This is a genomic window from Xanthomonas campestris pv. asclepiadis (genome assembly GCF_020784175.1).
Classification (GTDB): domain Bacteria; phylum Pseudomonadota; class Gammaproteobacteria; order Xanthomonadales; family Xanthomonadaceae; genus Xanthomonas; species Xanthomonas campestris_D.
The window spans coordinates 1-15,640 of sequence record NZ_JAJGQM010000051.1; the positions used below are offsets into that span (position 1 = coordinate 1).

The 15,640-nt window shown below is 66.5% G+C and carries 11 protein-coding genes; 8 read left to right on the forward strand and 3 right to left on the reverse strand.

All coding sequences use genetic code 11. The features are described 5' to 3' along the window. The first annotated feature begins 335 nt into the window (after positions 1–335). A complete protein-coding gene (locus LL972_RS18090; protein ID WP_228328764.1) occupies positions 336–1,640 on the forward strand; it encodes an MFS transporter in 1,305 nt (434 codons plus the stop codon). Between the two features lie 46 nt (positions 1,641–1,686). Here the strand turns inward: LL972_RS18090 and LL972_RS18095 are convergent, their stop codons facing one another. From LL972_RS18095 to LL972_RS18105, 3 genes are all read right to left on the reverse strand, one after another. Then, positions 1,687–2,985: a diguanylate cyclase gene (locus LL972_RS18095; RefSeq protein ID WP_228328765.1), complete on the reverse strand. Its 1,299-nt coding sequence runs from the start codon at positions 2,983–2,985 to the stop codon at positions 1,687–1,689. 96 nt (positions 2,986–3,081) lie between these two features. Next, complete coding sequence (locus LL972_RS18100) at positions 3,082–4,398, reverse strand: NAD(P)/FAD-dependent oxidoreductase (protein ID WP_228328766.1); 1,317 nt, start codon at positions 4,396–4,398, stop codon at positions 3,082–3,084. Further along, positions 4,398–5,777: a glutamine synthetase family protein gene (locus LL972_RS18105; protein ID WP_228328767.1), complete on the reverse strand. Its 1,380-nt coding sequence runs from the start codon at positions 5,775–5,777 to the stop codon at positions 4,398–4,400. The genes LL972_RS18100 and LL972_RS18105 overlap by 1 nt, the downstream gene beginning before the upstream one ends. Before the next feature lie 286 nt (positions 5,778–6,063). On the opposite strand from LL972_RS18105, the gene LL972_RS18110 reads away from it, so the two are divergent. The 7 genes from LL972_RS18110 (at position 6,064) to LL972_RS18140 (ending at position 15,594) form a co-directional block, all read left to right on the forward strand. Beyond that, positions 6,064–6,819 carry a gamma-glutamyl-gamma-aminobutyrate hydrolase family protein gene (locus tag LL972_RS18110; protein ID WP_228328768.1) on the forward strand — a complete coding sequence of 252 codons (756 nt, stop codon included), beginning with the start codon at positions 6,064–6,066 and terminating at the stop codon, positions 6,817–6,819. 6 nt (positions 6,820–6,825) lie between these two features. Then, entirely contained in the window at positions 6,826–8,211 is a 1,386-nt protein-coding gene (locus LL972_RS18115) for a glutamine synthetase family protein (RefSeq protein ID WP_228328769.1), read from the forward strand. Positions 8,212–8,412: 201 nt separating this feature from the next. After that, positions 8,413–9,789: an aspartate aminotransferase family protein gene (locus tag LL972_RS18120; RefSeq protein ID WP_228328789.1), complete on the forward strand. Its 1,377-nt coding sequence runs from the start codon at positions 8,413–8,415 to the stop codon at positions 9,787–9,789. A 213-nt stretch (positions 9,790–10,002) separates the two neighbouring features. Continuing rightward, positions 10,003–11,118: a polyamine ABC transporter substrate-binding protein gene (locus LL972_RS18125; RefSeq protein ID WP_228328770.1), complete on the forward strand. Its 1,116-nt coding sequence runs from the start codon at positions 10,003–10,005 to the stop codon at positions 11,116–11,118. A gap of 195 nt (positions 11,119–11,313) precedes the next feature. Next, positions 11,314–12,516, forward strand: coding sequence for an HlyD family secretion protein (locus LL972_RS18130; protein WP_228328771.1), 1,203 nt, complete (start codon positions 11,314–11,316; stop codon positions 12,514–12,516). Continuing rightward, the gene (locus LL972_RS18135) at positions 12,513–14,099 is read left to right on the forward strand and encodes an MDR family MFS transporter (RefSeq protein WP_228328772.1); all 1,587 of its coding nucleotides are present in this window, start codon (positions 12,513–12,515) and stop codon (positions 14,097–14,099) included. Before LL972_RS18130 ends, LL972_RS18135 begins: the two co-directional genes overlap by 4 nt. A gap of 4 nt (positions 14,100–14,103) precedes the next feature. Further along, entirely contained in the window at positions 14,104–15,594 is a 1,491-nt protein-coding gene (locus LL972_RS18140) for an efflux transporter outer membrane subunit (RefSeq protein WP_228328773.1), read from the forward strand. Positions 15,595–15,640: the final 46 nt, after the last annotated feature.

The following is a 15,640-nucleotide window of genomic DNA, read 5'->3' on the forward strand; positions in this document are numbered from 1 at the left end:
TCCCGTGCCCGGCTTCCAGAACGGTCAGAACCCCCTCCAACAACACAGTTGCTACAAGGACGTACTTGCGGCGTGTCGCGCGATGGTGGGCGGGCAAGGGCCCCGCAGCAGAGCCGCAGACCAGCCGCTCTGCAACCGACCCATTCTCGGCGCGATCAATCCTCGGCGACGATAATTCGCTGCGTTTTGTCGGTCACTGTCAGACCTGAGGCTGACATGGCCCACATCAGTCGGCGGTCACGTCTACAACTTTTTGCAGGCCGGTTGGTCTGCGCAAACCGTTGCCGCAATCTGCCAGAATCGGGCGTCTTGTCTTGTCTGGATGCCGATCAACGATGACTGCTGCCGCGCCGCTCGTTTCTCCCATCAATTCGCCTGCGCGCGTGCTGTTCGCCAGCCTGATCGGCACCACCATCGAGTTCTTCGATTTCTATATCTACGCCACCGCCGCAGTGCTGGTGTTTCCCACCTTGTTCTTTCCGGCGGGCGATGGCAGCGCGGCGATGCTGCAGTCGCTGGCGACGTTTGCGGTGGCCTTCGTCGCGCGGCCGGTGGGCTCGGCGGTGTTCGGCCATTTCGGCGACCGGATCGGGCGCAAGGCCACCTTGGTGGCGGCGCTGCTGACGATGGGCTTGTCCACCGTGGCGATCGGCTTGCTGCCCAGCTACGCCCAGATCGGTGTGTTCGCACCAGCGCTGCTGGCGTTGTGTCGCTTCGGCCAGGGCCTGGGCCTGGGCGGCGAATGGGGCGGGGCCGTGTTGCTTGCTACCGAAAACGCACCGCCCGGCAAGCGCGTGTGGTACGGCATGTTTCCGCAGTTGGGTGCGCCACTGGGCTTTCTGCTGTCCACCGGCACCTTTCTCGGGATGGGCGCGGTGCTCGACGATGCGCAGTTCATGCAATGGGGCTGGCGGGTGCCGTTTCTGGCCAGCGCGCTGTTGGTGCTGACCGGTTTGTGGGTGCGCCTGAGCATCACCGAGACGCCGGATTTCCAGAAGACCCTGGACCACAAGACGCGCGTGCGCCTGCCCTTGGGCACGGTGATCTCGCAGCACTGGCCGGCGCTGGTCATCGGCACGCTTGGCGCGTTCGCCACTTTCGTGCTGTTCTATCTGATGACGGTGTTCGCGCTGGGCTACGGTACCAAGACCCTGGGCTACGACAAGGAGCAATTCCTGTTGTTGCAGATGGCCGGTATCGTGTTTTTCGCGATCGGCATTCCGCTCTCGGCCAGGTTCGGCGACCGGCATGGAGCGCCGCTGGCGATGATGCTGGCCAGTGTTGCGATCATCGCGTTCGGGTTGGCGTTCGCGCCGCTGTTCCAGGCCAATCACCCGCTGCAGGTACTGGCATTTCTGGGGCTGGGCTTCTTCTTCATGGGCCTGACCTACGGCCCCTGCGGCACGTTGCTGGCCGAGCTGTATCCCACCGAGGTGCGCTACACCGGTGCCTCGCTGTCGTTCAACCTGGCCAGCATTCTCGGTGCGGCGCCGGCGCCGTACGTGGCCACGCAACTGGCGGCACGCTATGGCGTGCAGGCGGTCGGGCAGTATCTGGGTGGCGCTGCGGTGTTGAGCCTGTTGGCGTTGATGGCCGCACGTGCGATGCGGCGTCGTTCGGCATCGGCGATTTCAACCTAGCCAGCGCAGCGCGTGCGTCTGCGCGCTACCGCGGAGCCGACGCGGCTCAGCTGGCCAGACGCACCTGGTTGCGGCCGCCGGCCTTGGCCAGGTACAGATATTTGTCCGCTTCGTCCAGCAGATGGTGCAGCGACTGGCCGTCTTCGGTGGCGATGCACACGCCGATGCTCACCGTCATGCTGAGGGTTTCGTCGCCAATCCGCACGCGCAGCGCACTGATGCGTTCGCGCAGGGTTTCGAAGTAACTTGTGGCGTTGGCGGCATCCAGCCCCGGCACCAGCAGGCAGAATTCCTCGCCGCCGAAACGTGCCACCAGATCCTGTGGCCGCGCATGGCTGGAGACCGATGCGGCCACCGCCCGCAACGCCTGGTCACCGGCCTCGTGGCCCCAAGTGTCGTTGATGTGCTTGAAGTGATCGATGTCCAGCATCGCCGCGGTGACTGTCTGCTCCTGCGAGAGCAGGGTGGGGATCACGCGCTGGCTCTGTTCCAGGAAATAGCGCCGGTTGGGCAGGCCGGTGAGGAAGTCGCGGGTGGCCAGATCCTGCAGCGTGCCGATCAACTCCAGCTGGTCCACATTCTGCGACACGCGGCAGAAGAATTCTTCGCGCGAAAACGGCTTGCGCAGGAAGTCGTTGGCGCCATTCTTCAGGAACCGCGGAATCAGCGACGAGTCGTTGTTGCCGGAAATGCCGATTACCGCGACCTTGTCGCGCGAACGGATCGCACGCAGCCGGCGGGTGAATTCCACCCCTTCCATGCCGGGCATTTCCTGGTCGACGATGGTCAGGCGGATGCCGGGATCGCGCTCGATCGCCTGCAGGCCGGCCGCACCGTCGGCCGCCAGCACCACGCGGTAGCCGTACATCGACAGCAACGCGGCCGCATAGGTCCGTGCGGAAAGCGAATCGTCCACCACCAGCGCCGCGATGCGGCGGTTGCGTTCCAGGCGCTGCACCAGCCAGGCCAGATATTCGATGCTGCCGGGCGCATTCTTGAGCACGTAATCGATGATCTGCTGCTGCAGCACGCGCTGGCGCAAATCCTCGTCGTAGACGCCGCTGACCACCACAGTGGGCAGTTTGCGCGAGAGGAAAAATTCCACGACCTTGTCGCGGTCGCCGTCCACCAACACCAGGCCGGTCAGTACCAGAAACCAACCGTCTTCTTCGTCCAGCACACGCGCGGCTTCTGCCAGGGTCGACACCACCGTGACCGGCAGTTCCACCCGTTGCTCGATGGCTTCGCGCAGCATGCTGGTGAAGGTGCGTGAGTTTTCCACCAGCAACACGCGTTGCGGCAGGACTGCGCTTTCACTATTGCGATGTAGGGTACCTGGGGACATCGGCTGGCCGTGCGGATCGAACCGTCATATCAGCTAACGGCCCTGCTCGCCAAAACTTGAGCGCTGCGTCTCAAAGTGCTCAAGACGGCACCCGACTCACCACAATGCATCGCGCAGCCGATACCAACTCATCGCGGCCACCAGCAGCGGGGTACGCAGCAGGCGTCCACCGGGGAACGGCCGATGCGGGATGCGCGCGAACACATCCAGCCGTCGGCTCTGGCCGGCGATGGCCTCGGCGATGACCTGGCCGGCCAATCCGGTCGCGGCGACGCCATGCCCGGAGAGTCCCTGGGCGAAATACAGGTTGGACGCCAGCCGGCCCCAGTGCGGGGCGCGATTGCGCGAGATGTCCACGTAGCCGCCCCACAGCGTTTGCAGCGGCACGTCGTGCAACTGTGGGAAGACCGTGTGCATGCGCCGGGTCATCAACCGATTCAGCCCGGGTGGCGGGCGCGATGAGTAGCTGGCGCGTCCACCGAACAGCAGCCGGTGGTCGGCGCTGAGCCGGTAATAATCCAGTGCCCAGTTGGTGTCGGCGACCGCCATGTCGTTGGCGATCAGCGCGCGCGCGCGGGCTGCGCCCAGCGGCGGCGTCGCGCCGACATAGGTGCCGACCGGCATGATGTGGCGTTCCAGCGCTGTGGAAATGCCCTGCAGCAGGGCGTTTCCGGCGATCACGCCGAAGTCGGCGCTGACGCTGCCGTGGTCGGTGTGCATCGTCACGCGCTCGCCATGTTCCAGGCGGGACACCGCCGAGCCCTCGTGGATGCGCACGCCGGCCGCCAGCGCTGCGCGCGCCAGGCCCAGCGCATAGGCCAGCGGATGCAGATGGCCGCTGGCCGGGTCGAACATCGCGCCAAGGTAGAGCGGGCTGTCCAGCACCTGCCGGGTGCGCGCGCGGTCCCACCATTCCAGCGGGTAGTCGTAGCGATCGGCCATGCGCATGATGCCGTGCTGCAAGGCCTGCACCTGGCGCGGCTTCAGCGGCACGTGGGCGTGGCCGTCGCGCCAGTCGCAGGCGATGGCATGACGCGCGATGCGCGCGCGGAGCAGGCGCATGCCGTCGCGCGAGAAGTCGAACAGCAGCCGCGCGTCGCCATCGCCGACCAGCGCTTCCAGGGTTTCCTGCTCGCAGCCGTAGCCGACGATGGCCTGGCCGCCGTTGCGCCCGGAGGCGCCCCAGCCGATGCGCCTGGCTTCCAGCACGATGACGGAGTAGCCGGCCTCGGCCAGGGCGAGCGCGGCGGTGAGGCCGGTGTAGCCGGCGCCGAGGATGCAGACATCGGCACGTGCGGCGCCCTGCAGGCGCGGTTGCTCCGGCAAGGCCGGCGTGCTGCGCGCGTACCAGCTGTCGGGATAGCCATTGCCCGGCGGATCGGCAGGCGGCAGGGGCGTGCCCGGGCCGTCCATCAGACGATTCGCAGATACCGGGCGTAGTCCAGATCCGGCACCAGCGCCTGGTAGTCGAGCAGCTCGCGCTGTTTCTGCTGGCCGAATACATGCTGGAACTGGCTGCCGAACTGCGCGCCGACGAAGTCGCTGGCGCCGAATGCATCCACTGCGCCCTGCCAGGTGCGCGGCCGGAACACCGATTGCGTATAAGCATTGCCGGTGACTGGCGCGGTGGGCTCGCCGGGGTGTTGCAGGCCGTCCAGCATGGCGGCAAGCACGGCGGCGGCGGCCAGGTACGGGTTGGCATCGGCGCCGGCGATGCGGTGTTCGATGCGGGTGTTGCGTGCATCGCTGTGCGGGATGCGCAGCGCCACGGTGCGGTTATTGAAGCCCCAGCTCGCATCCAGTGGCACGAAGGCGTTGCTGACGAACCTGCGGTAACTGTTGGCGTGCGGTGCGAACATCAGCAACGAGGCGTCCGCATGCCGTTGCAGGCCGGAGATGGCATGGCGCAGGCGGTCGGCGGGTGCAGTGGCGCTGCCGGCAAACACGTTGTGCCCATCGGCATCGAGCAGGCTCACATGCAGGTGCAGGCCGCTTCCGGCCTGGCCGGGAAACGGCTTGGCCATGAAGCTGGCGAGCTTGCCCTGCTGCTGCGCAATCGCCTTGATGGTGCGCTTGAGCAGGATCGCCTCGTCGCAGGCGGCCACCGCATCGGCGCGATGCTGCAGGTTGATTTCGAACTGGCCGGGCGCGTATTCGGCCACGGCGGTGTCGGCCGGGATGCCTTGTTGCCGGCAGGCGCCGGTCACCGCATCGGTGAACGCGCGCTGGTCGTCCAGGTCCTGCAGCGAATACACCTGGGTGCTGTCGCTGCGCGCACCGGTCTGCGGGTCGCGCGGCGTCTGCGGACGCCCCTGCGCATCGGGCACCGCATCGAACAGGTAGAACTCCAGTTCCACGGCAATGACCGGGGTCAGGCCGAGCGCGGCAAAGCCGTGTAGCACGCGCTGCAGGACCGCACGCGGTGCGACCTCGAAGATGCTGCCGTCCGGCTGATGCATCGCCAGCAGCAGCTGTGCCATCGGCCGCGGTGCCCACGGCACCGGGCGCAGCGAGCCTGCAATGGGCCGGCAGATGCGATCGGCATCGCCGATGGCATAGCCCAGCCCGGTTTCCTCGACGGTATTGCCGGTGATGTCGGTGGCGATCAGCGACATCGGCAGGCATACGCCGTCGCGATAGATCTTGTCCACGACCTCGGCTGTCACACGTTTGCCACGCAGCACGCCATTGGTGTCGGGCAATAACAGGTCGACCGCTTCGCAGCCATCGATCCGCGCCAGCGTGGCGGCATCGGTGGCGGGCAAGCACGCGACGGAGTTCTCGGAAACCATGGGCACCACCTGCAGGGTCGCTGCCCAGACTAGCAAAGCGCACGTGATCTTTCGCAATCGTGCGCGTGCCGACCCTGGCAATGCCGCTGGCTGCACGGTAAGTTCGCAGGCATCCACGACACACCCTCAACCCGTGGCGAAGACACGCTGACGTTGCGTCGCGATCGAACGCATGCAATGCCGCGCACGATTGCAAACACGCGCCACCCTGTGTCCTGAACATCGCCTGCGCCTGCCTGATGGCGAGCGCACCCGTTTCCCTGCCGCGTACAACCGGGATATCCGCATGGCTGTCGTTCCCCTGGTCGGGTTGCCGACCGATCGCATCCAGCAAGGGCCGCATCCGTTTCTGGCCACCGGCGAGAAGTACATCCGCGCGGTGGTGGACGCGGCCGGCGCAATGCCGGTGCTGTTGCCGAGCCTGCAGCCGGCGCTGGATGCGGGCGTCTGGCTGGATCGCCTGGATGGCCTGTTGCTGACCGGCGCGGTGAGCAATGTGGAGCCGCATCACTACAGCGACGAGCCGAGCTGGGAGGGCAATCCGCACGATCCGGCGCGCGATGCCACCAGCCTCGGACTGATCCCGCAGGCACTTGCACGCGGCCTGCCGGTGCTGGCGATCTGCCGCGGGTTGCAGGAGGTCAACGTGGCGCTGGGCGGGCGCCTGCATCAGCGCGTGCATGACGTGCCCGGTCTGGCCGATCACCGTGAGGACCGCGCCGCGCCGCTGGACACGCAATACGGCCCGGCGCATCCGGTGCAGCTGCATGCCGGCGGCCTGCTGGCCGGCATCAGCGACAGCGCGCAGGTGGCGGTGAACTCGCTGCACGGGCAGGGCATTGCGCGGCTGGCCGACGGCCTGCTGATCGAGGCGACCGCGCCGGATGGCCTGATCGAAGCCTTTCGCGGCCCCGGGCCGGGCTTTCTGCTCGCAGTGCAGTGGCATCCGGAGTGGCGTGTCACACAGCATCCGTTCTACCGTGCCATCTTCCAGGCCTTCGGCGAGGCCTGTCGCCAATACGCCGCCCGACGCGGTCAGTGAGGTTGCATGTCCATCCGCACACGTTCGCGCACGTCCACGCCCAAGCAGCCCGAAAGCGCCCTGCGCCGCTGGCTCAAGGAGCGCCACATCACCGAGGTCGAGTGCCTGGTGCCGGACATCACCGGCAACGCACGCGGCAAGATCATTCCGGCGGACAAGTTTTCGCACGACTACGGCACTCGCCTGCCGGAAGGCATCTTCGCCACCACCGTCACCGGCGATTTCCCGGATGATTACTACGAGCTGACCTCGCCCTCGGATTCGGACATGCATCTGCGCCCGGACGCATCCACCGTGCGCATGGTGCCGTGGGCGGCCGACCCCACCGCGCAGGTCATCCACGATTGCTACACCAAGGACGGCCAGCCGCATGAGCTTGCCCCACGCAATGTGCTGCGGCGCGTGCTGGACGCCTATGCCGAAGCCAGGCTGCAACCGGTGGTGGCGCCGGAGCTGGAATTCTTCCTGGTGCAGAAGAACACCGACCCGGACTTCCCGTTGTTGCCGCCGGCCGGGCGCTCGGGTCGGCCGGAAACTGCGCGGCAGTCGTATTCGATCGATGCGGTCAACGAGTTCGACCCGATCCTGGACCTGATGTACGACTATTGCGATGCCATGGAACTGGACGTGGATACGCTGATCCACGAATCCGGCGCCGCGCAGCTGGAGGTCAACTTCACCCATGCCGATGCGCTCTCGCGTGCCGACCAGGTGTTCCTGTTCAAGCGCACCATGCGCGAGGCCGCGCTGCGGCATGGCGTGTATGCGACGTTCCTGGCCAAGCCGATGGAGACCGAACCGGGCAGTGCGATGCACATCCACCAGAGCCTGCTGCATGCCGGCACCGGCAAGAACGTCTTCAGTGGAAAACGCGAGGGCGGCTTCAGCGACACCTTTGCGCAGTATCTGGGCGGCTTGCAGAAATACATTCCGATGGCGATGGGGCTGCTGGCGCCAAACGTCAATTCCTACCGGCGGCTGATGTTCGGCGAGGTGTCGCCGAGCAATGTGCTGTGGGGCTTCGACAATCGCACCTGCGGGCTGCGGGTGCCGATCGATGCACCGCAGAACATGCGGGTGGAAAGCCGCTTTGCCGGCTCCGACGCCAATCCGTATCTGGCGATGGCAGCGACCCTGGCCTGCGGGTTGCTCGGCATCCGCGAGAAGCTCAAGCCGACCGCGCCGATCAGCAGCAACGGCAAGGAGCAGGGCTACGATCTACCACGCTCGCTCGGCGAGGCGCTGGACGGACTGGAGGGCTGCGAGGCCTTGCAGGACATGCTGGGGCGGCGCTTCGTGCGCGCCTATATTTCGGTCAAGCGCAAGGAATACGAGACCTTCTTCCGGGTGATCAGTTCGTGGGAGCGGGAGTTCCTGTTGTTGAATGTGTGAGGCGTCTGCGCTCGGCGCAGCGTGCCACACCGCTCCCTTCTCCCCTCGGGAGAAGGTGCCCGAAGGGCGGATGAGGGTACGTCGTCTGGCCATGGTCCAGACCCACGTGCATTGCAGGCGTCCGATGCGTTTTGCGCCAGCTGCTTTTCATAACGCCACTGCATTCGCGCCACTGGCGTGAGCCACTTTCTGGAGCAAGCCGTGCAACCCGATGCGTTGAAAACCTTGCAGCAACTCGATGCCGCCCATCACCTGCATCCGTTCAACGACAACGCGGCATTGGCCGGGAAGGGCACCCGCATCCTGACCCGCGGCGAGGGCGTGTATGTCTGGGACGCGCAGGGCAACAAGTTGCTGGATGCGTTCGGCGGCTTGTGGTGCGTGAATGTGGGCTACGGCCGCACCGAGCTGGCGCAAGCCGCGGCGCGGCAGATGGAACAGTTGGCGTACTACAACAGTTTCTTTCAGTGCACCACCGAGCCCACCATCCATCTGGCCGCCAAGCTGGCGGAGCTGACGCCGGGCGATCTGAATCATGCCTTCTTCGCCAATTCCGGGTCGGAGGCCAACGACACCATCTTGCGGCTGGTACGGCATTTTTGGGCGGTGCAGGGGCAGCCGGAGAAGCGCATCTTCATCGGCCGTCACGACGGTTACCACGGCACCACCATGGCCGGCGCCAGCCTGGGTGGCATGAAAGGCATGCACAAGCAGGGTGGCTTGCCGATTCCGGATATTCACCATATCGCGCCGCCGTATCACTTCGGCGATGGAGGCCAGATGGACCCTGAGGAGTACGGGCTGCTGGCGGCGCGTCGGCTGGAAGACAAGATTCTGCAGCTCGGGCCGGAACACGTAGCGGCGTTTATCGGTGAACCGATCATGGGCGCGATCGGCGTGTACATCCCGCCGCGTAGTTACTGGCCGGAAATCGAACGCATCTGCCGGCGCTACGACGTGCTGCTGGTGGCCGACGAGGTGATCTGCGGGTTCGGGCGGACCGGTGCCTGGTTCGGTGCGGCGTATTTCGGTTTCCAGCCCGACGTGATGACGCTGGCCAAGGGCATCACCTCCGGCTATATCCCGTTGGCGGCGGCGATGTTCAACGATCGCGTGGCCGGTGTGCTCAAGACGCAGGGCGGGGAGTTGGCGCATGGCGGCACCTATGCGGGGCATCCGGTCTGCGCGGCGGTGGCGCTGGAGAACCTGCGCCTGCTGCAGGACGAGGGCATCGTGGAGCACGCGCGCACCCACATCGCGCCGTATCTGGCACAGCGCTGGGCCGAGCTGGGCGAACACCGGCTGGTGGGGGAGGCGCGTATCGCCGGGCTGGTGGGGGCACTGGAATTGGTGCCGGACAAACGCCGGCGCGGCGTCTACTTTCCCGAACGCGGTCGGGTCGGTGCCCTGTGCCGCGATTTCGCGCTGCGGCGCGGGCTGATCCTGCGTGCCACCTACGACGCCATGCTGCTGTCGCCGCCGTTGATCATCACCCGCGAACAGGTCGATGAGCTGTTCGACAAGGCCTGGGCGGCGCTGGACGATACCGCGCAGGCGCTGGGCGTCGGCGCGGTGTAAGCCCTGCCGGCGCAGCTCCGCCTTTTGCCGCTCGCGCGCAGGCGCAAAGCGCGGCAGGCATACGCGATTCCGGCAGCGGCCGCGCCCGCCTGTCGCGTGTGCACCGATGGGGTCCGCCACGCCACGCTGTGCAAACACAAACACCATGGGTAGGCTGGACCCTCGACCGGCCGTAGACCGGCCCATCCTGATCGCGCTGCCCTGGAGACCTGCATGACGCTGCGACTGCTCGCCCTGACGCTGTCCACCACCTTGCTGGCCGCCTGCGGTGGCCGCAATGCACCCGGCGGTGCCGAGGCGCAGGCCAAGGTGCTCAACGTCTACAACTATTCGGACTACATCGCCGAAGACACCATTCCCGCGTTCGAAAAGAGCACCGGCATCAAGGTCACCTACGACGTGTTCGATAGCGACGAGATGGTGGAAACCAAGCTGCTCGCCGGTGGCAGCGATTACGACGTGGTGGTGCCCACGCTCAACTTCTTCGGCCGGCAAATCCATGCCGGCGTGTTCCTGCCGCTGGACAAGAGCAAGATCCCCAATCTGGCCAATCTGGACCCGGACATCATGCGGCGCATCGCAGCGCAGGATCCGGACAACGCCTATGGCGTGCCGTACATGATCGGCACCACCGGCATCGGCTACAACGTGGACAAGCTCAAGGCAATCTTCGGCAACACCGAGGTCGCCAACAGCTGGGATCTGGTGTTCAAGCCGGAAAACCTGTCCAGGTTGAAGGACTGCGGCGTGACCCTGCTGGACACGCCCTCGGACCTGATCCCCATCGCGCTCAATTATCTGGGCATGGATCCGCACAGCAGCGTGCCGGCCGACATCGAGAAGGCCGCCGCGCTGATCAAGACGATCCGCCCGTATGTGCAGAACTTTCATTCCAGCCAGTACGTGACCTCGCTGGCCAACGGCAATACCTGCCTGGCGGTGGGCTGGTCGGGCGACATCATCCAGGCGCGCGACCGCGCGGTGGAAGCCGGCAACGGCATCAAGGTGGCCTATGCGATCCCCAAGGAAGGCGCGCCGCAGTGGTTCGACATGCTGGCCATTCCCAAGGACGCCAAGCACCCCGACAACGCCTACGCCTTCATCAATTATCTGTTGAAGCCGGACGTGGCCGCGGCCAACAGCAACTTCATCCACTACGCCAACCCGGTGCGCACCGCCACGCCGCTGGTGGACGCGGCGATCCGCAACGACCCCACCATCTATCCGCCGCCGGAGGTGACCGCCAAGATGTTCACCTACGCGATCAATCCGCCCGAGGTGGACCGGCTGTACACGCGGCTATGGACCGAGATCAAGACCGGTCGCTGACGACGCAGGCATTCCTCCATTCCTGTAACAGCGCCTGCCATTCGCGCGTTTGGAAGTCCGAGCGCGCGCTGACTGCGGTCATCACGCAATCTGTACCGGGCGGTTCAAATAATTGTATGGTTGCGCCGCCTTCGCCGGACCGCTGATGCGGCCCGTCGTCGCGCGCGCCTCGCCCACGACACAGGACGCCTCACCTTGAGCAACCACGACCAGCAGTCCAACGACGGCCAGCCTTCGGGCACGGATGCGCAAGGCACCGGCGCGCACAACGAGCAGGAGCCGCCCAAGCCCTCGCCGTTGAAGAATCCCAAGGTCAAATGGACGCTGATCGTGGTTGGGGTGCTGGTGGTGGTGCTGCTGGTGATCTGGCTGGCCTATTACCTGATCAAGGGCCGCTACATGCAGGACACCAACAACGCCTACCTGCAAGCCGACTCGGTGGCCGTGGCGCCGCGGGTCAGCGGCTACGTGACCAAGGTGATGGTGGGTGACAACCAGATCGTGGAAGCCGGCCAGCCGCTGCTGCAGATCGACGACCGCACCTACCAGGCGACCCTGCAGCAGGCCGAAGCCGCGATCGCCGCGCGCCAGGCCGATATCGCCGCGGCCACCGCCAATGTGTCCGCACAGGAGTCGGCGCTGGTGCAGGCGCGGACCCAGGTGGCGGCTGCAGCGGCAAGCCTGACCTTCGCCCAGGCCGAAGTGAAGCGCTTCGCCCCGCTGGCCGCCTCCGGCGCCGACACCCACGAACACCAGGAAAGCCTGCAGCACGACCTGCAACGCGCACGCGCCCAGTACGAGGCAGCGCAGGCACAGGCCAAGGGGGCGCAGAGCCAGATCCTGGCCAGCAACGCGCAGCTGGAACAGGCCCAGGCCGGCGTCAAGCAGGCCACCGCCGATGCCGACCAGGCCCGCGTGGCGGTGGAAGACACCTTGCTGACCAGCCGCATCCATGGCCGCGTCGGCGACAAGACCGTGCAGGTCGGCCAGTTCCTCGGGGCGGGTACCCGCACCATGACCATCGTGCCGCAGGAATCGCTGTACCTGATCGCCAATTTCAAGGAAACCCAGGTCGGCCTGATGCGTCCCGGCCAGCCGGCCGAGATCGAGGCCGATGCCTTGTCGGGCGTGAAGCTGCACGGCAAGGTCGAGAGCCTGTCGCCGGGGACCGGCTCACAGTTCGCCTTGCTGCCGCCGGAAAACGCCACCGGCAACTTCACCAAGGTGGTGCAGCGCGTGCCGGTGCGCATCCGCGTGCTGGCCGGCGAAGAGGCGCGCAAGGTGCTGGTGCCGGGCATGTCGGTCGAGGTCACCGTGGACACGCGCTCGGCCAAGGATGCCAAGCAAAGGGCCGAGGAGGAATCCGACCGCGTGCAGGCGCAGGAGCGCGCACAGTGAGTGCAGCGGCAGCCACCGGCCCGCGTGCCGGCGGCAGCGCGCAACGCGAGAAGGCCGAGCCGGGCGCCTGGCTGGCGGTGCTGGCCGGCACCATCGGCTCGTTCATGGCGACGCTGGACATCTCCATCGTCAACGCGGCGCTGCCCACCATCCAGGGCGAGGTCGGCGCCAGCGGCACCGAAGGGACCTGGATCTCCACCGCGTATCTGGTTGCCGAGATCATCATGATCCCGCTGACCGGCTGGTTCGTGCGCACGCTGGGCCTGCGCAACTTCCTGCTGATCTGCGCGGTGATGTTCACCGCCTTTTCGGTGGTGTGCGGGCTGTCGACCTCGTTGACGATGATGATCATCGGCCGCGTGGGGCAGGGCCTGGCTGGTGGTGCGCTGATTCCCACCGCGCTGACCATCGTTGCCACGCGCCTGCCGCCCAGTCAGCAGACGATGGGCACCGCCCTGTTCGGCATGACCGTGATCATGGGCCCGGTGATCGGCCCGCTGCTCGGCGGCTGGCTCACCGAAAACGTCAGCTGGCACTACGCCTTCTTCATCAACGTGCCGATCTGCGTCGGCCTGGTGGCCTTGCTGCTGCTCGGCCTCAAGCATGAAAAAGGCGATTGGGCCGGCCTGCTCAATGCCGACTGGCTGGGTATCTACGGCCTGACCGCCGGCCTGGGCGGGCTCACCGTGGTGCTGGAGGAGGGCCAGCGCGAGCGCTGGTTCGAATCCAGCGAGATCAACATGCTGAGCGTGATCGCCTTGAGCGGATTCGCTGCACTGGTCGTGGGCCAGTTCCGCAAACGGCCGCCGGTGATCCACCTGTCGCTGCTGCTGCACCGCAGTTTCGGCGCGGTATTCGTCATGATCATGGCGGTGGGCATGATCCTGTTCGGCGTCATGTACATGATCCCGCAGTTCCTGGCGGTAATCTCCGGCTACAACACCGAGCAGGCCGGCTACGTGCTGCTGCTGTCGGGCCTGCCGACCGTACTGCTGATGCCGATGATGCCCAAGCTGCTGGAGGTGGTGGACGTGCGCATCCTGGTGATCGCCGGGCTGATCTGTTTTGCCGCAGCCTGCTTTGCCAATCTCTCGCTGACCGCCGACACCGTCGGCATGCATTTTGTCGCCGGCCAGTTGTTGCAGGGCTGTGGCCTGGCGCTGGCGATGATGTCGCTGAACCAGGCGGCCATCTCCTCGGTGCCGCCGGAGCTGGCCGGCGATGCCTCCGGCCTGTTCAACGCCGGCCGCAACCTGGGCGGCTCGGTGGGGCTTGCGCTGATCTCCACCTTCCAGGAGCGCCGCATGACCTTCCATACCGAAACCATCGGCAGTGCCATCACTGCCAATTCCTCGCGCGCGCAGGATTTTCTGTCCGGCCTGACCGCGCAGATGCAGGGCAGCGCCGGTGGCGAGGCGGCCATCCGCTCGGTCGCGCAGCTGGCGCGCCTGGTGCAGCAGCAGGCCCTGGTGATGACCTATAGCGATCTGTTCTGGATATTCGGCGTGATCGTGGTCTGCACGATTCCGCTGGCCTTTTTGCTCAAGCCGTTACCCAAGGGGGCGCACCTTGCAATGCACTGATTCCATGCGCCTGATCCGCATGCCGCTGGCCGCGGCGTTGAGCGCGGTCCTGCTCGGCGGCTGCATGCTGGGTCCCAACTACACCAAGGCGCCGGCAGTGGCCGATGCGGCGATTCAGGCGCCCGCATTGCATCGCGCCAGTGGCGCCGACGTGGTCGCTGCCGCGCCGCTGAATCATTGGTGGGAGGAGTTGCACGATCCGACCCTCACCCAGCTGGTCACCCAGGCCCTGGCCGACAGCCCCAACCTGCGCGCGGCGCAGGCGCGGCTGCGCGCCAACCGTGCGCTGGCCAGCCAGCGCCGTGCCGAGCGCCTGCCCAAGCTCAACGCCAGCGCGGTGTATGCATATGCCGAGCCGCCGCAGACCATCGTCGATACGCTGGGCGGCTTGCAGAACGGCCAGAACGGCCAGCCACCGGCACAGGGCAGCGAGGCGCTGGATCTGGAAAAGACCCAGATCTACAGCGCCGGTTTCGATGCCAGCTGGGAGCTGGATTTCTTCGGTCGTCGCCGTCGCGCCGCCGAAGGCGCCCTGGCGCAGGCACAGGCCTCGGAAGCCGAACTGGCCGATGCGCAGGTGCAGCTGGCGGCCGAAGTGGGGCAGGTGTACCTCAACTACCGCGGCCTGCAGGCACGGCTGGCGATTGCCGATGCCAACCTGGACAAGATCGGGCAGACCCTGCGCCTGACCCAGCAGCGCCGCGCGCGTGGCGCGGCCTCGGACCTGCAGGTCGAGCAGATCGCCACGCAGGTGCAGCAACAGGAAGCGCAACGCCTGCCGCTGGAGATGCAATCGCAGGAAGCGCTGGACCAGCTGGCGCTGATGGTGGGGCGCGCGCCCGGCGCGCTGGATGCGCAGTTGCGCGCGCCGCAGCCGTTGCCGATGCTGCCCACGCAGGTGCGCGTGGACGATGCCGGCGCCCTGATCCGTCGCCGCCCCGATGTGCGCAAGGCCGAGCGCGAGCTGGCGGCCTCCAGCGCGCAGATTGGCGAGGCGTTGAATGGTTATTTCCCGCAAGTGACCTTGCTGGGCGGCCTGAGCTGGGTCGCCGGCTCGCCCAGCGATTTCAATTCCGACGCGTTGACCACGCTGGCGGTGCCGATGCTGCGCTGGTCGATCTTTGATTTCGGCAAGACCCGCGCGCAGGTGGAGCAGGCGCGTGCCGGCAACGCCGGCCGCGAAGCGGCCTACGAGGGCGCGGTGCTGGCGGCTTTGCAGGATGCCAACTCCGCGTTGTCGCGCTTCGGCTCGGCGCGCAAGCAGCTGGTGGTGGCGCGGCAGGCCGAAGCCTCGGCCACGCGTTCGGCCGGGTTGATGCAACAACGCCGCGATGCCGGTGCCACCTCGTCGATCGATCTGCTCGACGTGCAACGCCAGCAGCTGTTGGCGCAGGACGCCGCCGCACAGGCGCAGGTGCAGTTGCTGGTCAATTACGTCGCGCTGCAGAAGAGTCTGGGGCTGGGCTGGAGCGCGCCGGTGCAGGAGGCACGCTGATCGAGACCGGTCGCGGCCGGCATTGGCGCCCTGGTCGCGGCAGGGT